General features: G+C 56.3%; 15 protein-coding genes. 11 read left to right on the top strand and 4 right to left on the bottom strand.

Features of this window, described 5'->3' with window-relative positions; all coding sequences use genetic code 11:
* Positions 1-2: 2 nt before the first annotated feature.
* Entirely contained in the window at positions 3-1,748 is a 1,746-nt protein-coding gene (locus tag OQV00_RS22435; RefSeq protein WP_015585178.1) for a class I mannose-6-phosphate isomerase, read from the bottom strand.
* A 189-nt stretch (positions 1,749-1,937) separates the two neighbouring features.
* Between OQV00_RS22435 and OQV00_RS22430 the strand changes: the two genes are divergently transcribed.
* From OQV00_RS22430 to OQV00_RS22410, 5 genes are all read left to right on the top strand, one after another.
* Complete coding sequence (locus OQV00_RS22430) at positions 1,938-2,969, top strand: LacI family DNA-binding transcriptional regulator (RefSeq protein WP_004857750.1); 1,032 nt, start codon at positions 1,938-1,940, stop codon at positions 2,967-2,969.
* Between the two features lie 144 nt (positions 2,970-3,113).
* Positions 3,114-3,935, top strand: coding sequence for a 4-hydroxy-tetrahydrodipicolinate reductase (gene dapB / locus OQV00_RS22425; RefSeq protein ID WP_004857752.1), 822 nt, complete (start codon positions 3,114-3,116; stop codon positions 3,933-3,935).
* A 458-nt stretch (positions 3,936-4,393) separates the two neighbouring features.
* Positions 4,394-5,542, top strand: coding sequence for a glutamine-hydrolyzing carbamoyl-phosphate synthase small subunit (gene carA, locus OQV00_RS22420; protein WP_004857753.1), 1,149 nt, complete (start codon positions 4,394-4,396; stop codon positions 5,540-5,542).
* A 16-nt stretch (positions 5,543-5,558) separates the two neighbouring features.
* A complete protein-coding gene (gene carB / locus OQV00_RS22415) occupies positions 5,559-8,783 on the top strand; it encodes a carbamoyl-phosphate synthase large subunit (RefSeq protein WP_004857755.1) in 3,225 nt (1,074 codons plus the stop codon).
* A gap of 170 nt (positions 8,784-8,953) precedes the next feature.
* Positions 8,954-9,187: a YgdI/YgdR family lipoprotein gene (locus OQV00_RS22410; RefSeq protein ID WP_004857757.1), complete on the top strand. Its 234-nt coding sequence runs from the start codon at positions 8,954-8,956 to the stop codon at positions 9,185-9,187.
* Positions 9,188-9,240: 53 nt separating this feature from the next.
* On the opposite strand, the gene OQV00_RS22405 is transcribed toward OQV00_RS22410, so the two are convergent.
* The 3 genes from OQV00_RS22405 to idnO are packed head-to-tail and all read right to left on the bottom strand — an operon-like array spanning position 9,241 to position 11,014.
* On the bottom strand, positions 9,241-9,708 hold the full coding sequence (locus OQV00_RS22405) for a NanQ anomerase/TabA/YiaL family protein (protein ID WP_004857760.1): 468 nt from the start codon (positions 9,706-9,708) through the stop codon (positions 9,241-9,243).
* On the bottom strand, positions 9,705-10,235 hold the full coding sequence (locus OQV00_RS22400; protein ID WP_044349188.1) for a gluconokinase: 531 nt from the start codon (positions 10,233-10,235) through the stop codon (positions 9,705-9,707). The genes OQV00_RS22405 and OQV00_RS22400 overlap by 4 nt, the downstream gene beginning before the upstream one ends.
* Positions 10,236-10,249: 14 nt before the next feature.
* The gene (idnO, locus tag OQV00_RS22395; RefSeq protein WP_004857765.1) at positions 10,250-11,014 is read right to left on the bottom strand and encodes a gluconate 5-dehydrogenase; all 765 of its coding nucleotides are present in this window, start codon (positions 11,012-11,014) and stop codon (positions 10,250-10,252) included.
* Between the two features lie 288 nt (positions 11,015-11,302).
* Between idnO and OQV00_RS22390 the strand changes: the two genes are divergently transcribed.
* From OQV00_RS22390 to folA, 6 genes are all read left to right on the top strand, one after another.
* Positions 11,303-12,295, top strand: coding sequence for a LacI family DNA-binding transcriptional regulator (locus OQV00_RS22390; protein ID WP_015585175.1), 993 nt, complete (start codon positions 11,303-11,305; stop codon positions 12,293-12,295).
* 210 nt (positions 12,296-12,505) lie between these two features.
* Positions 12,506-13,456 carry a 2-hydroxyacid dehydrogenase gene (locus OQV00_RS22385; protein ID WP_004857769.1) on the top strand — a complete coding sequence of 317 codons (951 nt, stop codon included), beginning with the start codon at positions 12,506-12,508 and terminating at the stop codon, positions 13,454-13,456.
* Between the two features lie 72 nt (positions 13,457-13,528).
* Positions 13,529-14,833 carry an MFS transporter gene (locus OQV00_RS22380; protein ID WP_004857771.1) on the top strand — a complete coding sequence of 435 codons (1,305 nt, stop codon included), beginning with the start codon at positions 13,529-13,531 and terminating at the stop codon, positions 14,831-14,833.
* Between the two features lie 95 nt (positions 14,834-14,928).
* The gene (kefF, locus tag OQV00_RS22375) at positions 14,929-15,459 is read left to right on the top strand and encodes a glutathione-regulated potassium-efflux system oxidoreductase KefF (protein ID WP_004857773.1); all 531 of its coding nucleotides are present in this window, start codon (positions 14,929-14,931) and stop codon (positions 15,457-15,459) included.
* On the top strand, positions 15,452-17,317 hold the full coding sequence (gene kefC / locus OQV00_RS22370; RefSeq protein ID WP_004857776.1) for a glutathione-regulated potassium-efflux system protein KefC: 1,866 nt from the start codon (positions 15,452-15,454) through the stop codon (positions 17,315-17,317). The genes kefF and kefC overlap by 8 nt, the downstream gene beginning before the upstream one ends.
* Positions 17,318-17,514: 197 nt before the next feature.
* Positions 17,515-17,994, top strand: a complete 480-nt coding sequence (folA, locus tag OQV00_RS22365; protein WP_004857778.1) for a type 3 dihydrofolate reductase — start codon at positions 17,515-17,517, stop codon at positions 17,992-17,994.
* The last annotated feature ends 53 nt before the right edge of the window (positions 17,995-18,047 follow it).

Genomic DNA, 18,047 nt, shown 5'->3' with positions numbered 1-18,047 from the left:
GCTTATCCTCTTACCCAGGCTTTAATGGTGGCGAGCGGCTGTCCTGAGCCTTTGCCCGACGGTGAAATGCGATACTCGCCCACTGCGGCGGGAATAATAAAGGTCTCGGCATAGTGGACGACGAAAGGCGCGAAGGCGCCGCTCGGGCTGTCGACGATGGCCTCATCACCTTCGACCAGGTTGAGAACGTTCACTCCACCCTGAGTATGATGAGTGACCGGCGCGGTGAACCAGTGGCGGCGGGTTTCGATAAATTCACGCTCGTGCATCCCGGTTCGTTCTTCACGCCAGCCTTCGCCTTCGGCCACGGGTTCGACCTGGTTTACCAGGTTGTCGGCAACCCAGCGGGTGTCACGCTGCCAGTCGATAACCTGCTCCCCGTGCTCCAGATGGACGGGGCGCGGCAGACCATCTAAACCTAAACGCCCCCAGTCCCACAGCTTGAAAGTAAAAATGTACGGCGTGGCGCTGATTTCGAGGACCATCGTGCCGCTGCCCGAACAGTGAACCGTGCCGGCAGGGATCAGGAAGTGATCGTGCTTGCGTGCCGGGATCTGGTTAACAAAGCGGGCATCGTCGAAGGTTTTCTCCCCGCGCGCGGCGGCCTTGAGATCGTCCAGCATCGCCTGCGGCTCGATTCCGGTTTTGGTTCCGAGATAGACCACCGCGTGCGGTTGCGCTTCGAGAATGTAATAGCTTTCATCCTGGGTATAGTGCATCCCAAACTGTTGCTGGATGTACTCGGTGACGGGATGAACCTGGAAGCTCAGGTTCTGGCCGCCGATAGTGTCGAGAAAATCAAAGCGGATGGGAAATTCAGCGCCAAACCGGGCGTGAACCTTCTCACCCAGCAGCGCGCGAGGGTGAAGTAAAACCAGGTTTTGTGAGGGGATCTCGATCCGCACCTGACCAAAGCGCAGTAACAGGCTGTTTTCCTCGGGCACGCAATCAAAACACCATGCGTAATTGGGCGCGGAGGGATCGAGATCGAATTGCTGTTTCATCCACTGACCGCCCCAGACGCCGGGATCGAAGAACGGGGCCACGCGGAACGGACGGGTGGTGGTTTGCCGGAGGCCGGCGCGTAGCGCTTCGCCGCTGACCAGCGTCGGCGCCTCTTTTTGCGTGGTATCAAGCAGATAGTCGGCGCGTTTGAGCAGCGGCGTTTTGTGGCGATCGAAGACGCGCCATTCGATAAAAAAGGCGCGCTTATAGCGACGGAGGATGTCCTCGTCCTGGTTGTCCGCCCCCCAGTTTCCGAGGCCGTCATGGCGCATGCGCTGCTGAATTTCCCAGCGCGGCATATCGGCATAGACCAGCACATCGCCCGGATGAACGAGCGCGGCGCCGGGACCATAAATAACGATGAGGCCTTCGGTCACGGCATCGACCTGCTGACGCAACTGATGTAACTTGTCGGCGTTAAAAAACTCCTCCAGGTGATGACAGGAGAGGACCCCGAAAACACGGTCATCGGTCAGGTTACGCGCCAGCAAATCGTGGAGCGCCTGCTGATCGCGGCGGGCGGATTCGACGTTCAGCACCCGCGTCGCGTTCAGTGACGGCAGCAGACGCTGCTCCAGTTCGTCAAGCCGGACGCCGGGATAGCAGTCCACAACCAGTACGGTTCTGGAGGAGGCTGAAGCCCTGAGGTTAAGCGTCGCTTCGATGGATTCCCAGCCCTGCCAGGCCTGGTCGTCATAACCCTGAACCGTAACTTCAGGGAATTTATCATAGGTCGTTTGCATTATCTGTCTCCGTATTGGCTAAATGAAGATTAATCGATTAACCTTGTTTTGACAGTATGGTTAACGCGATTAACCCGCCATAATGAGCAAGTAAAGCGGCAAGGTGAGCGTTATTGTGAGTCCTGTCACAAGGAAAAATGCAATTTTTAGGTTATTCGATTAACCTTCGCTAAACGAACGGGAGAGATCATGACAACAGTGACGCTGGCACAGGTGGCTGAACGGGCAGGGGTATCCACGGCCACCGTTTCGATGGTGTTGCGTAACCGCGGGCGGATTTCGCAGGCTACGCGCGAACGTGTGCTGAAGGCGCTGGATGAAACTGGCTATGTCTACAATCAGACCGCCGCCAATCTGCGTAATCGCAGCAGCAACCAGGTTGGGCTGCTGCTGCATGACATCACCAACCCGTTTTACGGTGAGATGACGGCAGGCTTAAGCCATGAAATGGAGCGGCATGATTTGCTGTTATTTCTGGCCAACAGCGAAGAGTCAGGCGAGCGGCAGCAAAAGTTTGTCGACTCGCTGATGCGCAATAGCGCCTGCGGCATGGTGCTGTGCGCGGCGCGGGAAACTCCGGCCTCATTTTTTGAGGCGCTGAAAAGACGCAATATTCCCGCCATTATGGTGGTGCGCCCGCTCAGCGATCCGGATTTTGATTTTGTCGGGACCGATAACTTTCTCGGCACGCAGATGGCCACGGCACACTTGCTGAAAATGGGGCACCGACAGATTGCCTTTATCGGCGGTAGCCTGAGTTCCGGTACCCGGGCACAGCGTATTGGCGGGTTCACCAGCACGCTCCTGGAGAGCGGGATCTCGCCGCGTCCGGAGTGGATCGTCACGGCTCAGGCCAGCCAGATCGACGGCGCGAAAGTGGCCGAAGCGCTGCTGACCCGCTATCCGCAAATCACGGCCGCAGTTTGTTACCAGGATATTGTTGCGCTGGGCGTGATGCAGGCGCTGCGTAAAACCGGACGTGAGCCGGGCCGTGATTTTGCGCTGGTGGGATTTGACGATATTACCGAAGCCGCGCTGGTTCAGCCGGCGTTGACGACCGTTTCGGTGGCAGCGAAGGAGATTGGCCGCAAAGCCGGCGAGCTGCTGTATAGCCGTATTCAGGGCAATGATGAACCGCCGAAGCGCATTATTTTGCCGCCGGCGCTGGTGGTTCGCGAATCCTGCGGTTTTCGGCACAGGATTAACGCTCCGGACGAGTGAGAAACGATGCCGGCGTATAGTTTTTACTGATATCGAACGCCGTTTGTCATAAATTTCTAATTATCGGTGTTTTACAGTAGCGGCTCATCGACGGGCTGGTTAATCTGGAAACAATTTACGTTAAGTTAACAAAAGAGAATAGCTATGCATGATGCACAAATCCGCGTGGCCATCGCAGGCGCGGGCGGCCGGATGGGACGCCAGTTAATTCAGGCAGTACAGCAGATGGACGGCGTGGCGCTGGGCGCTGCGTTGGAGCGCGAAGGTTCTTCCCTCCTTGGGAGCGATGCCGGTGAACTGGCCGGGGCCGGTAAAGCGGGTGTCGCGGTGCAAAGCAGTCTTGCGGCGGTCAAAGATGATTTTGATGTGCTAATCGATTTCACCCGTCCGGAAGGTACGTTAAACCACCTTGCTTTCTGCCGCGAACACGGCAAAGGGATGGTGATTGGTACCACCGGTTTTGATGAGGCCGGGAAACAGGCCATTCGCGATGCGGCGCAGGATATTGCCATCGTTTTCGCGGCCAACTTCAGCGTCGGCGTCAACGTGCTGTTAAAGCTGCTGGAGAAAGCGGCGAAGGTAATGGGCGACTACACCGATATCGAAATTATTGAAGCGCACCACCGCCACAAAGTGGACGCACCGTCGGGCACCGCACTGGCGATGGGCGAGGCGATTGCCGGCGCGCTGAACAAAGATCTGAAGGATTGCGCGGTCTACAGCCGTGAAGGGCATACCGGCGAACGCGTCCCTGGGACCATCGGCTTTGCCACCGTGCGCGCCGGGGATATCGTTGGCGAGCATACCGCTATGTTTGCCGATATTGGTGAGCGTATTGAAATCAGCCACAAGGCATCCAGCCGGATGACTTTTGCCAATGGTGCCGTTCGTTCCGCATTGTGGTTAAAAGATAAGAAATCAGGCCTTTTCGATATGCGTGACGTGCTTGATCTCAATGCCTTATAAGGTTTATTACCCATCGTGATGTGGTTATTGCATTCAATATGTAATTGATTGCAAAGGGCAATATTTTATTGCCCTTTTTATTTTTTGCTTATTCATCAATAAAAGATGATGAAGTGGCTATAATATTAACTTATCCATTCGTTTTTTGTTGTGTTATTGTAAATTTTGACCATCTGGTCTACTTTTTTGCTCTTGCACGCTCTGTTTTGCAATCTTCCAGGTCCGCAAGCGTTTTCTCTGCATAGTTTGTTGATCTTTTTGCCTGCTAACGCAGTGCTGAGAGGTCAGTGACGTGAAAAGAGATAAAAAATATCGGCTTTAAGTTGACTTTTACCCGACATCTCTCCAGAATGCCGCCGTTTGCCAGAAATCCATAGGTAAGCAAATTTGCATTGATTCATGTCATACACATGCATTAATATGCAAATAAAGTGAGTGAATATTCTCTGGAGGGTGTTTTGATTAAGTCAGCGCTATTGGTTCTGGAAGACGGAACCCAGTTTCACGGTCGGGCCATCGGGGCAACGGGCACGGCGGTTGGGGAAGTCGTTTTCAATACTTCAATGACCGGTTATCAAGAAATCCTCACTGATCCTTCCTATTCCCGCCAAATTGTCACTCTTACTTATCCCCATATTGGTAATGTCGGCACCAACGCCGCCGATGAAGAATCTTCTCAGGTACATGCGCAGGGTCTGGTCATTCGCGACCTGCCGCTGATTGCCAGCAACTTCCGCAATACCGAAGACCTCTCTTCTTACCTCAAGCGCCATAACATCGTGGCGATTGCCGATATCGATACCCGTAAGCTGACGCGTTTGCTGCGTGAAAAAGGCGCACAGAACGGCTGCATCATCGTGGGTGATAACCTGGATGCGCAGCTGGCGCTGGAAAAAGCCAAAGCGTTCCCGGGCCTGAACGGCATGGACCTGGCGAAAGAAGTCACCACTTCAGAAACCTACAGCTGGACGCAAGGAAGCTGGACGCTGGCGGGCGACCTGCCGGAAGCGAAAGCGGAAAGCGAGCTGCCGTTCCACGTTGTAGCCTACGATTTTGGCGCCAAACGCAACATCCTGCGCATGCTGGTTGACCGCGGCTGCCGCCTGACGGTTGTGCCGGCGAAAACCTCTGCCGAAGAGGTGCTGAAGATGAATCCGGACGGTATCTTCCTGTCCAACGGCCCTGGCGACCCGGCGCCGTGCGATTACGCCATTGCCGCGATTGAGAAATTCCTCGAGACCGATATTCCGGTATTCGGCATCTGCCTCGGCCATCAGCTGCTGGCGCTGGCGAGCGGTGCGAAGACCGTTAAGATGAAGTTCGGCCACCACGGCGGCAACCACCCGGTTAAAGATATCGATAATAATGTGGTGATGATTACCGCCCAGAACCACGGTTTTGCGGTAGACGAAGCCTCCATGCCGTCTAACCTGCGCGTGACCCACAAGTCGCTGTTCGACGGAACGCTGCAGGGCATCCACCGCACTGACAAACCGGCGTTTAGCTTCCAGGGCCACCCGGAAGCGAGCCCAGGCCCGCACGATGCCGCGCCGTTGTTCGACCATTTTATTGCATTAATTGAGCAGTACCGCCAGTCCGCGAAATAATCAGGAGAAAAGAGCCATGCCAAAACGTACAGACATAAAAAGCATCCTGATTCTTGGCGCTGGCCCGATCGTTATCGGCCAGGCTTGCGAATTTGACTACTCTGGCGCCCAGGCCTGTAAGGCCCTGCGTGAAGAAGGTTACCGTGTCATTCTGGTGAACTCCAACCCGGCCACCATCATGACCGACCCGGAAATGGCCGATGCGACCTATATTGAGCCGATCCACTGGGAAGTGGTGCGCAAAATTATCGAAAAAGAGCGTCCGGATGCGGTACTGCCGACTATGGGCGGCCAGACGGCGCTGAACTGCGCGCTGGAGCTGGAACGTCAGGGCGTGCTGGCCGAATTCGGCGTCACCATGATCGGCGCCACCGCCGACGCGATTGATAAAGCGGAAGACCGCCGTCGCTTCGATGTGGCAATGAAGAAAATCGGTCTGGATACCGCGCGTTCCGGTATTGCGCACACCATGGAAGAAGCGCTGGCGGTGGCCGCTGACGTGGGCTACCCGTGTATCATCCGTCCCTCCTTCACTATGGGCGGCACCGGCGGCGGTATCGCTTACAACCGTGAAGAGTTCGAAGAAATTTGTGCCCGCGGGCTGGATCTCTCTCCGACCAACGAACTGCTGATTGATGAATCGCTGATCGGCTGGAAAGAGTACGAGATGGAAGTGGTGCGCGATAAGAACGACAACTGCATCATCGTCTGCTCCATCGAAAACTTCGACGCCATGGGCATCCATACCGGTGACTCCATCACCGTCGCCCCGGCGCAAACCCTGACCGATAAAGAATACCAGGTGATGCGTAATGCATCGATGGCGGTGCTGCGCGAAATTGGCGTCGAAACCGGGGGCTCTAACGTGCAGTTCTCCGTTAACCCGAAAGACGGCCGCCTGATTGTTATCGAAATGAACCCGCGCGTATCACGCTCCTCCGCGCTGGCATCCAAAGCGACCGGTTTCCCGATTGCCAAAGTGGCGGCCAAACTGGCGGTCGGCTACACCCTGGATGAGCTGATGAACGACATCACCGGCGGCCGCACGCCGGCCTCGTTCGAACCGTCCATCGACTATGTCGTGACCAAGATTCCCCGCTTCAATTTTGAAAAATTCGTTGGCGCTAATGACCGCCTGACCACCCAGATGAAATCCGTGGGTGAAGTGATGGCGATTGGCCGCACCCAGCAGGAATCCCTGCAGAAAGCGCTGCGCGGCCTGGAAGTAGGGGCCACCGGTTTCGACCCGAAAGTCAGCCTCGACGACCCGGAAGCGCTGACCAAAATTCGCCGTGAGCTGAAAGATGCTGGCGCCGAGCGTATCTGGTACATCGCCGATGCATTCCGCGCGGGGCTGTCTGTGGACGGCGTCTTCAACCTGACCAACATCGACCGCTGGTTCCTGGTACAAATTGAAGAGCTGGTACGTCTGGAAGAGAAAGTGGCTGACCTTGGCATCACCGGTCTGACGCCTGACTTCCTGCGTCAGCTGAAGCGTAAAGGCTTTGCCGATGCTCGTCTGGCAAAACTGGCCGGCGTTCGTGAAGGTGAAATCCGTAAGCTGCGTGACCAGTACGACCTGCACCCGGTCTACAAGCGCGTGGATACCTGCGCGGCGGAATTCGCCACCGATACCGCCTACATGTACTCCACCTATGAAGACGAATGTGAAGCGAACCCGTCCGTTGACCGCGATAAAATCATGGTCCTTGGCGGCGGCCCGAACCGTATCGGTCAGGGTATCGAATTTGACTACTGCTGCGTACATGCTTCACTGGCGCTGCGTGAAGATGGTTACGAGACCATTATGGTTAACTGTAACCCGGAAACCGTGTCTACCGACTACGACACCTCCGACCGTCTGTACTTTGAGCCGGTGACGCTGGAAGACGTGCTGGAAATCGTGCGTATCGAGAAGCCGAAGGGCGTTATCGTCCAGTACGGCGGCCAGACGCCGCTGAAACTGGCGCGTGCGCTGGAAGCGGCCGGCGTACCGGTTATCGGAACCAGCCCGGATGCGATTGACCGTGCCGAAGACCGTGAACGTTTCCAGCAGGCGGTTGACCGTCTGAAGCTGAAACAGCCGGCGAACGCCACCGTGACCACCATTGAGATGGCCGTTGAGAAGGCGAAAGAGATTGGCTACCCGCTGGTGGTGCGTCCGTCCTACGTCCTGGGCGGTCGGGCGATGGAAATCGTCTACGACGAAGCCGACCTGAAGCGCTACTTCCAGACCGCGGTCAGCGTCTCGAACGACGCGCCGGTTCTGCTGGACCGCTTCCTTGACGATGCGGTCGAAGTCGACGTTGACGCTATCTGCGACGGCGAAATGGTGCTGATTGGCGGCATCATGGAGCACATCGAACAGGCGGGCGTGCACTCGGGCGACTCCGCATGTTCTCTGCCGGCCTACACCCTGAGCAAGGAAATTCAGGATGTGATGCGTGAGCAGGTACAGAAGCTGGCCTTTGAACTGCAGGTCCGTGGCCTGATGAACGTCCAGTTCGCGGTGAAAAACAATGAAGTGTACCTGATTGAAGTGAACCCGCGTGCGGCGCGTACCGTACCGTTCGTCTCTAAAGCCACCGGTATCCCGCTGGCCAAAGTGGCGGCGCGAGTGATGGCTGGCCAGACCCTGGCCCAGCAGGGCGTCACCAAAGAAATTATCCCGCCGTACTACTCGGTGAAAGAAGTGGTGCTGCCGTTCAACAAATTCCCGGGCGTTGACCCGCTGTTAGGGCCAGAAATGCGCTCTACCGGGGAAGTGATGGGCGTGGGCCGTACTTTCGCCGAAGCGTTCGCTAAAGCGCAGCTGGGCAGCAGCTCAACGATGAAAAAACAGGGCCGCGCGCTGCTCTCCGTTCGCGAAGGCGACAAAGAGCGTGTTGTAGACCTGGCGGCGAAACTGCTGAAGTTTGGTTTCGAACTGGATGCGACTCACGGTACCGCGATTGTGCTGGGTGAGGCGGGGATCAACCCACGTCTGGTGAATAAGGTGCATGAAGGTCGTCCGCACATTCAGGACCGTATTAAGAATGGCGAATACACCTACATCATCAACACCACCGAAGGTCGTCAGGCGATTGAAGACTCCAAGCTGATTCGCCGCAGCGCCCTGCAGTACAAAGTGCATTACGACACCACCCTGAACGGCGGTTTCGCGACGGCGATGGCGCTCAACGCCAACGCCATCGAGAAAGTGACCTCGGTTCAGGAAATGCACGCGCAAATTAAAAAGTAAGCTGCCTCGATAATATCGGGTCGCGGAACAACAAGGGTTGACGAGAAATCGTCGGCCCTTTTTTTATCCGCGCCATCTTCGGAGAGTTCTGCTTTTCACGGTCCGTCCGGTGAGGCTAACTATAGTTAGCATCATAACGATATCAATTGACGGAAAGACAGGAGGATACAATGCGGAACAAAATTCTGATGGCATCCGCGCTGGCGGCGACGGCAATGTTGTTTGTGGCGGGCTGTTCATCGAACCAGTCGCTGAAAACGACCGACGGTAAAACGATCGTGACTGATGGCAAGCCGCAGGTGGATGATGATACTGGTATGGTGTCGTACAAAAATGCGGAAACCGGCCGGACTGAACAGATCAATCGCGATCAGGTGAAGTCGATGGACGAACTGGATAACTAAGGGTTATCCGGGGCCCCGCGAAGGATCTCGTGGGGCTGATTACGGCGGGACCGCTACAGCAGAGCGTTATCTATCTTAACGATAATTTTGCGCAGCGGCGCGCCGGCATCCATCGCGCCCATCGGGCGGTGTAGTTCGCCCGGGAATAAAATGGCCAGCTCTTCCGGGTGCAGATGAATCAGCGTTTCGCTGCTGATTGCCTCACAAAAGCCAATATCATGGGCCTCTTTGAACGGCCCGTCCGGCGCGATCGGCAGACCTTTGTTGCCGGCGCCGATTATCTCAACGCCCGCCAGTACAATATGAATATCAATATACTGACGATGAAATTCCGGGCGTTGCTCCGACAGCGGACGCGTCTGACCCTCAACGACGGTAAAGAACAGGTTATCGCCATCGACGGTATATTTGCCCGGAGGCAGGGTGTGGGGATCCTGCTGCGCAACGGCCTGGAGCGCTTTTTTAATGACCGCCGGATAGAACGCATTTTTGGCGGCGGCGCTTAAGGTATCGATAATCATGCCGGAACTCCCTGTGCTGGTTGAGGGGTAAGTAATGTGAGCGATTGCGCCACGATGGTGGCGACGTCGGGGGCGATATCAACGGCGACGATATCACCCTCGCTGGCATCCGGTGTTTCCAGGGCGGCAAACTGGCTGCGCAGCAGCGCTTCCGGCATAAAGTGGCCCTGACGTCGCTGCATGCGCTGAAGAATGCACTCATACTCCCCGGTCAGCCACAGAAAACGCAGATTACCGCTGCCTTCACGCAGGCGATCGCGATAGCGTTTTTTCAACGCCGAGCAGACCAGTACGCCGGATTCATTCTTTTGCTCGAGGCTGAAAATCACGTCGGCGATGCGCTCCAGCCAGGGCTGGCGATCGTCATCATCAAGCGGCTGGCTGGCGGCCATTTTGATGATGTTCTGCCGTGGATGAAGGTCGTCGCCGTCAATAAACTTTGCGCCAAGCGCCTGGGCCAGCGCCTGACCAACGGTGGTTTTGCCGGTGCCTGAAACGCCCATCAAAATAATGCATTGCCCTGCCATAATGCGCTCCTTAATCAGACGGCAACCAGCATGCCGCCGTCGACAAACAACAGATGACCATTGACGAAATCGGATGCTCTGGAGGAGAGGAACACCGCCGCACCGACCAGCTCTTGCGGATCGCCCCAGCGGTTGGCTGGCGTGCGTTTGCACAACCAGTCGGTAAAGGCGCGATCGTCCACCAACGCCTGGGTCATGGCGGTTTTAAAGTAGCCCGGTGCGATACCGTTGACCTGAATGTTATAGCGCGCCAGCTCGACGCACATGCCGCGGGTCAGCATTTTGACCGCCCCTTTGGCGGCGGCATAAGGCGTAATGGTGTCGCGTCCCAGCTCGCTCTGCATGGAACAGATATTGACGATTTTTCCGCGCTGGCGGCTCACCATACGTTTAGCCACGGCCTGCGAGACCAGAAATACCGCGGTTTGGTTCACGGAAATAACATCGTTCCATTCCTGTACCGGAAACTCGGTAAACGGATGGCGACGCTGAATACCCGCATTATTGAATAACACATCAATCGCGCCGATTTCTTCTTCGATTTTAGCAATCGCATTTTCGACAGCATCGGCATCGGTCACATTAAATACGGCCGAATGAGCAATCGCGCCTTCATCACGTAATTTCATCACCGCATCATCTGCCCGGGACGCTGAAATATCGTTGATAATGATTTCGGCGCCATATTGTGCAAGGCCCTGCGCCATGACAAAACCAATGCCTTGTCCTGCGCCAGTAATTAAAATACGTTTGCCTTGTAAGCTGAAAAGATCTTTCATCTTGATATCCTGATTAACGGCTGAATATAAATGACGGTGTGCGCTTTTATTCCTGATCCACAAAAAGGTGAAGCGGAAGAACCTGTGCTCTATATCACGGATTTTTGCCGCTTAAATCTGTGACAGAGATCACTCAAAACAGTGTTACGAAAAGGGGTTACGTTAAACGTGAAGCCGCGTGGAAATTACCGCTGCTCAAGGGGTTAACGCTGGAAGGGTTCGATTCTCTTTTTCTTCAGCGGCAGGCATAATGGCCTGATGCAGTGGATGTATTTGACGGGTCGATAGATGAAAGCACAACGCATTACGCTCAATGATATTGCAGCGCTGGCTGGCGTAACCAAAATGACCGTCAGCCGCTATTTACGTACGCCGGATAAAGTGAAACCGGAGACGGCGGAGCGTATCGCCAGCGTGATTGCAGAAATTGGTTACGAGCCCGATCCCGATAATCCGGCGATGACCAGCGTCGCCGTCCCACGCATCGGCGTGCTGATTCCCTCTTTTCATAATCAAATCTTCGCCGACCTGCTGGCCGGCATCGAGTCAGTGACCGCGGCCCACGGCTACCAGACGCTGGTGGTCAATTACGATTACGACCGTCAGCGTGAAGAGGAGCAGATTGCCGCCGTACTGGCCTTTCATGTCAAAGGCTTGCTGCTGACTGAGTCGCTCCATACGCTGCGGGCGGACAAATACCTCAATGCGGCAAAGATTCCGATCGCGGAGGTGATGGGGCTGGCGGAGAACCCGGGGCGAATCAATGTCGGTTTTGACAACTTCAAAGCCGGTTTTGACATGACCACGATGCTGCTGGCGAGCGGCAAGCGGCGCATTATCTATTTTGGGTCAATGTCCGATGTCCGCGATGAACAGCGCTACGCCGGCTACTGTCAGGCGATGGAGAATGCCGGACTGCCGACGGGGCGCATTGCCCCCAATAAGGTGTCGTCGGTGTCGATTGGCACCGGCATGATGAATCTGGCGCGGCAGATGTACGCCGCGATGGACGGGATCCTCTGTACTAATGATGACCTGGCGGTAGGCGTGTTACAGGAGTGCCTTGCATCGGGTATCGCAGTGCCGCAGGAGCTGGCGATCGCCGGTTTTCATGGCCTGGAGATTGGCCAGATCGTCACCCCGCGGCTGGCAAGCGTCCTGACCCCGCGCTATGAAATGGGTAAGGTAGCCACTGAGATTTTAATTAAGAAAATCAAAGGACTGCCAACCATAGAGAAAGTCGATCTGCACTACCGCCTGTCGATGGGCGAAACCATTTAATCCTGCCTGAACGGCGGCGCAGTCGTGTTAGCAGAACGTTAACGCCTCGTCGCTTGTCCCCGCTTAAAACCGGGTTTTTGTCTTAGCGATCACGGACGCGGTAACAGTAATTTTTAACACGATTCAGCGTGATGCAGATCGCAAAACGTTCGGCTAAAAAACCGTTTGATAGTGGCTACCGTCGTAATGAACCGTCAAACAGGTGATCTGATGAAGAGTACTATTACCCGCGCCATCCTCTTAGTGGCCCCCGTTATTGATGCTTTGCAGGAACAGCTGGCGGCCGACTTCCCGCTGCTGCGTCTGTACGAGCAGGAGGATCCCATCGCCTTCCTGCGTGAGCAGGGAGAGAATATTGCAGCCGTTGTCACCCGAGGGGATATCGGGGTACAGAACAGCGTCCTTGAACTGCTGCCGCACGTGGGTCTGATTGCCATTTTCGGCGTTGGCACCGATGCGGTGGATTTAGAGTACGTTCGCTCCCGGCAGATTCAGGTCTCCATCACTTCCGGCGTGCTGACCAACGACGTGGCGGACCTGGCGATGGGACTGCTGCTGGCCGGTTCCCGCAATCTGTGTCAGGGCGATCGTTTTGTACGTGAAGGCCGCTGGGAGAAGGGAGGCATGCCGCTGGCTACTCAGGTGAGCGGGAAACGTATCGGCCTGCTGGGGATGGGGAATATTGGTCAGGCGATTGCCCGCCGCGCCCGCGGTTTTGATATGCAGGTGCTTTATCACGACCGTAAACCGGTCCCGGGGCTGGATTACCAGTGGTGCGCCGATCTGCATACGCTGGCCCATGAGAGTGATTTTCTGGTGCTTGCCGCCTCCGGCGGTGAGGCAAATCGCGGGCTGATCGATTTTTCGGTCTTCAACGTCATGCCGAAACATGCGTGGCTGATTAATATCGCCCGCGGTTCGCTGGTGGATGAAAAGGCGTTGATTCAGGCGTTACAAAACGGTGTTATCGCCGGTGCTGCCCTCGATGTTTTTGAAGATGAGCCTCATGTCCCGGCAGAATTGATCGCGCTCGATAATGTGGTGTTGCAGCCGCACGTGGCCAGCGCCACCCATGAAACCCGACAGAAAATGAGCGAAGTGGTTTTGGCAAACGTCACGGCTTATTTCTCCGGTAACGTATTGCCGAACGCCATTAATTAATTCTCATCTCTTATTTCTGTGCCCGGCTCTAATTTAATGACAACAATAACCTCTGCATAGAGAGTACGAAATATGAATGATAAAATTCCCAGCACCCGCTGGCTGCGTATTATCACGCCGGTGTTGATTGCCTGTATTATTTCGTTTATGGATCGGGTGAATATTAGTTTTGCTTTGCCCGGTGGCATGGAAGCTGATTTAGGTATTACCAGTCAAATGGCCGGTGTGGCCAGCGGAATATTTTTTATTGGTTATTTATTTCTGCAAATACCCGGCGGGCGTATTGCGGTAAACGGCAGCGGTAAACGCTTTATTGCGTGGTCGCTGATGGCCTGGGCGGTGGTGTCGATTGCCACCGGTTTTGTGACCCATGAATATCAACTGCTGGTTCTACGCTTTATTCTCGGCGTATCCGAGGGCGGGATGCTACCGGTGGTGCTGACGATGGTCAGCAACTGGTTCCCGGAAAAAGAGCTGGGACGTGCCAATGCCTTCGTCATGATGTTTGCTCCGCTGGGCGGCATGCTGACCGCGCCGGTCTCCGGGGCGATTATTGCCGCGCTCGACTGGCGCTGGCTGTTTATTATCGAAGGCCTGCTGTCCGTGGTAGTGCTGGCGGTGTGGTGGTTTATGATCAGCGACCGTCCGGAAGAGGCGCGCTGGCTGCCGGAGGCAGAGCGTCACTATCTGGTTACCACGCTGGCCGCAGAGCGGGCGGCAAAGCTGGCGGAAGATGCGGTCAGCAACGCGCCGGTCAAAGATGTTTTCCGCAATAGCGGGTTGATGAAGCTGGTGATCCTCAACTTCTTTTATCAGACCGGCGATTACGGTTATACCCTGTGGCTGCCGACTATTCTGAAGGGGCTGACCGGCGGCAGTATGGCCAGCGTCGGGTTTCTGGCGGTGCTGCCGTTTGTGGCCACGCTGGCGGGTATTTATGTGATTTCGCTATTCAGCGATCGCAGCGGCAAACGTCGTCTGTGGGTACGCTTCTCGCTCTACAGCTTCGCTGCGGCGCTGGTGGCCTCGGTGGTACTGCGTGAGCACGTGGTGGCGGCCTATATTGCGCTGGTGATTTGCGGTTTCTTCCTTAAATCGGCTACCAGCCCGTTCTGGTCGATGCCGGGGCGTATCGCTTCCGCGGAAGTTGCCGGTAGCGCACGGGGGGTGATTAACGGCCTGGGCAATCTCGGCGGCTTCTGCGGCCCTTATCTGGTTGGGGTGATGATCTATCTGTATGGCCAGAACGTGGCGGTCTGCGCGTTGGCAGGATCGCTCCTCATTGCCGGGACCATGACCTTCCTGCTGCCGAAACGCTGCGATCTTGAGATCGGCGAGCCCGCTGTCGCCGTCAGCAAGCAGCCGCGAAATGCCTGAAGGGTGTTGAGATAAAAACAGGTTGTGATTGTAAGCACTTCGATTAACTGACTACACTCTTGCTGATTACAACGAGAGTTAACGCAGGCTAATCAATGATTCTGATAATTTATGCCCATCCCTATCCGCATCACTCGCATGCGAATAAGCGGATGCTTGAGCAGGCAAGGACGCTGGATGGCGTAGAAATACGCTCCCTCTATCAACTTTACCCCGATTTTAATATCGACGTCGCCGCCGAACAGGCGGCGCTGGCACGCGCCGAGCTGATTATCTGGCAGCATCCGATGCAGTGGTACAGTGTGCCGCCGCTAATGAAACTGTGGATGGATAAAGTGTTATCGCACGGCTGGGCTTACGGACATAACGGCATCGCCCTGCGCGGTAAATCGCTGATGTGGGCGGTGACCACCGGCGGCGGCGAGAGCCACTTTGATATCGGTGCATTTCCCGGGTTTGATGTGCTTTCCCAACCGCTCCAGGCGACCGGTCTCTACTGTGGAATGAAGTGGCTGCCGCCTTTCGCCATGCACTGCACATTTATCTGCGACGATGAAACCCTTCAGGCGCAGGCACGCCGCTACCGACAACGCCTTATCGAATGGCAGGAGACGCATCATGGATAGCCATACGCTGATACAGGCGCTGATTTATCTGGGATCCGCCGCGCTGATTGTGCCGATCGCCGTGCGCCTTGGGTTGGGGTCGGTACTCGGCTATCTGATTGCCGGCTGTATTATCGGGCCGTGGGGGCTGAGGCTGGTGACCGACGCCGAGGCGATTTTGCACTTTGCTGAAATCGGCGTGGTGCTGATGCTGTTTGTGATTGGTCTGGAACTCGACCCGCAGCGTCTGTGGAAGCTACGCGCGTCGGTGTTTGGCGGCGGCGCCTTGCAGATGGTGGTGTGCGGCGTACTGATTGGCCTGTTTTGCATGTTGCTGGGGATGCGCTGGCAGGTGGCGGAGCTGATCGGCATGACGCTGGCGCTGTCGTCGACGGCGATCGCGATGCAGGCGATGAACGAACGTAATCTGACGGTCTCACAGATGGGGCGGAGCGCATTTGCCGTCCTGCTGTTTCAGGATATTGCGGCGATCCCGCTGGTGGCGATGATCCCGCTGCTGGCCGCCAGCGGTGGCTCTACGACGCTGGCGGCATTTGCCCTGTCCGCGCTCAAGGTGGCTGGCGCGCTGGTCCTGGTGGTGGCGCTGGGGCGCTATGTGACCCGTCCGGTATTACGCTTCGTGGCCCGTTCCGGTCTGCGCGAAGTGTTCAGCGCCGTAGCCCTGTTCCTGGTCTTCGGCTTTGGCCTGCTGCTGGAGGAGGTCGGACTGTCGATGGCGATGGGGGCCTTCCTCGCCGGCGTGTTGCTGGCGAGCTCGGAATATCGCCACGCGCTGGAAAGCGACATTGAGCCGTTTAAGGGGCTGCTGCTGGGGCTGTTCTTCATTGGCGTCGGGATGTCGATTGATTTCGGTACCCTGATGAGCCATCCGCTGCGCATTCTGGTTTTGCTGGTTGGTTTCCTGATCATTAAAGGCGCGATGCTGTGGCTGATTGCGAAGCCGCTCGGGGTGCCGCGCGCCCAGCGCCGCTGGTTTGCGGTTCTGCTGGGGCAGGGGAGTGAGTTTGCCTTTGTGGTATTCGGCGCGGCGCAGATGGCCGACGTACTGGATAGCGACTGGGCGAAAGCGTTGACGCTGGCGGTGGCGCTGTCAATGGCGGCAACGCCGATCCTGCTGGTACTGTTGACCCGCCTGGAGAAATCATCCCGCGGCGAGGAACGCGAAGCGGATGAGATTGATGAAGAGCAGCCGCGGGTGATTATTGCCGGCTTCGGCCGCTACGGGCAGATCGCCGGTCGTGTATTGCTCTCCGGCGGGGTGAAGATGGTGATCCTCGATCACGATCCTGACCACGTTGATACGCTGCGTAAATTTGATATGAAAGTGTTTTATGGCGATGCCACGCGCGTCGATATGCTGGAGTCAGCGGGGGCGGCAAAAGCCGAGGTGCTGATCAATGCGATTGACGATCCGCAGGTCAGCCTGCAGCTGGTTGAGCTGGCAAAAGAGCATTTCCCGCATCTGCAGATTATCTCCCGCGCCCGCGATGTGGATCACTATATCCAGCTGCGTCAGGCTGGCGTGGAGGCCCCGGAGCGTGAAACCTTCGAGGCGGCGCTGAAATCCGGGCGAACGGCGCTGGAAGCCCTGGGCCTGGGCGCTTATGAAGCGCGCGAGCGCGCCGACCTGTTCCGTCGCTTCAACCAGAAAATGGTCGAGGAGATGGTGGCGATGGCGGAAAACGACGCGGCTTCCCGCGTGGCGGTCTTTAAACGCACCAGCGACATGCTGACCACCATAATTAACGAGGATCGTAACCATCTGTCGTTGGTTCAGCGGCATGGCTGGCAGGGAACGGAAGAGGGTCGACACACCGGAGATATTGCCGATGAACCGGAGAGTAAACCTTCTGCCTGAGTCGTGCGGCGGCCGTTACGTTTTGTTTACAGTTAACATTTTGTTTTCAGTTTAGTTCCTCAGCAGGCGGCTCACGTAGCTTACGTGGGCCCGCCTGCAAATCCGAAAATTTTCTTATTCTTTACTCTCCGCGCAGTCGACGAAGTATTACGCTTTACGTATAGTGGCGGCAATTTTTTGCATTCGGGAAATTTTCAATGATCAGTCTGATTGCGGCGTTAGCGGTAGATCGCGTCATTGGTATGGAAAACGCCATGCCATGGGACCTGCCTGCCGATCTCGCCTGGTTTAAACGCAACACCTTAAACAAGCCGGTGGTGATGGGGCGTCTGACCTGGGAGTCTATTGGTCGCCCGCTGCCGGGGCGTAAGAATATCGTTATCAGCAGCCAGCCGGGCACCGACGATCGCGTGCAGTGGGTGAAGTCGGTTGATGAAGCGATCGCCGCCTGCGGCGACGTTGAAGAGATAATGGTGATCGGCGGCGGTCGTGTCTATGAGCAGTTCCTGCCGAAGGCCCGGAAGCTTTATCTGACGCACATTGACGCCGAAGTGGAAGGGGATACCCATTTCCCGGACTACGATCCGGATCAGTGGGAGTCGGTCTTCAGCGAATTTCACGATGCCGATGCGCAGAACTCGCATAGCTACTGCTTCGAGATTCTCGAACGTCGCTGAGGGTATGCCGGGCAGCGCGTAGCGTTGGCCGAGGCAAGATGATGATATCCCGG

The organism is Klebsiella sp. DY2415 (assembly GCF_026314315.1).
Classification (GTDB): domain Bacteria; phylum Pseudomonadota; class Gammaproteobacteria; order Enterobacterales; family Enterobacteriaceae; genus Klebsiella; species Klebsiella ornithinolytica.
This window is presented reverse-complemented; position numbering and strand designations above follow the sequence as displayed.

Excerpts from the sequence above, each read along its gene's own strand:
- dapB (WP_004857752.1), top strand. The coding sequence starts at position 3,114 with ATGCATGATGCACAAATCCGCGTGGCCATCGCAGGCGCGGGCGGCCGG.
- OQV00_RS22400 (WP_044349188.1), bottom strand. The coding sequence starts at position 10,235 with ATGGCAGGGCAATGCATTATTTTGATGGGCGTTTCAGGCACCGGCAAA.
- OQV00_RS22385 (WP_004857769.1), top strand. The coding sequence starts at position 12,506 with ATGAAGAGTACTATTACCCGCGCCATCCTCTTAGTGGCCCCCGTTATT.
- OQV00_RS22390 (WP_015585175.1), top strand. The coding sequence starts at position 11,303 with ATGAAAGCACAACGCATTACGCTCAATGATATTGCAGCGCTGGCTGGC.
- OQV00_RS22405 (WP_004857760.1), bottom strand. The coding sequence starts at position 9,708 with ATGATTATCGATACCTTAAGCGCCGCCGCCAAAAATGCGTTCTATCCG.
- OQV00_RS22435 (WP_015585178.1), bottom strand. The coding sequence starts at position 1,748 with ATGCAAACGACCTATGATAAATTCCCTGAAGTTACGGTTCAGGGTTAT.
- OQV00_RS22430 (WP_004857750.1), top strand. The coding sequence starts at position 1,938 with ATGACAACAGTGACGCTGGCACAGGTGGCTGAACGGGCAGGGGTATCC.
- kefC (WP_004857776.1), top strand. The coding sequence starts at position 15,452 with ATGGATAGCCATACGCTGATACAGGCGCTGATTTATCTGGGATCCGCC.
- OQV00_RS22410 (WP_004857757.1), top strand. The coding sequence starts at position 8,954 with ATGCGGAACAAAATTCTGATGGCATCCGCGCTGGCGGCGACGGCAATG.
- carB (WP_004857755.1), top strand. The coding sequence starts at position 5,559 with ATGCCAAAACGTACAGACATAAAAAGCATCCTGATTCTTGGCGCTGGC.
- idnO (WP_004857765.1), bottom strand. The coding sequence starts at position 11,014 with ATGAAAGATCTTTTCAGCTTACAAGGCAAACGTATTTTAATTACTGGC.
- folA (WP_004857778.1), top strand. The coding sequence starts at position 17,515 with ATGATCAGTCTGATTGCGGCGTTAGCGGTAGATCGCGTCATTGGTATG.
- OQV00_RS22380 (WP_004857771.1), top strand. The coding sequence starts at position 13,529 with ATGAATGATAAAATTCCCAGCACCCGCTGGCTGCGTATTATCACGCCG.
- kefF (WP_004857773.1), top strand. The coding sequence starts at position 14,929 with ATGATTCTGATAATTTATGCCCATCCCTATCCGCATCACTCGCATGCG.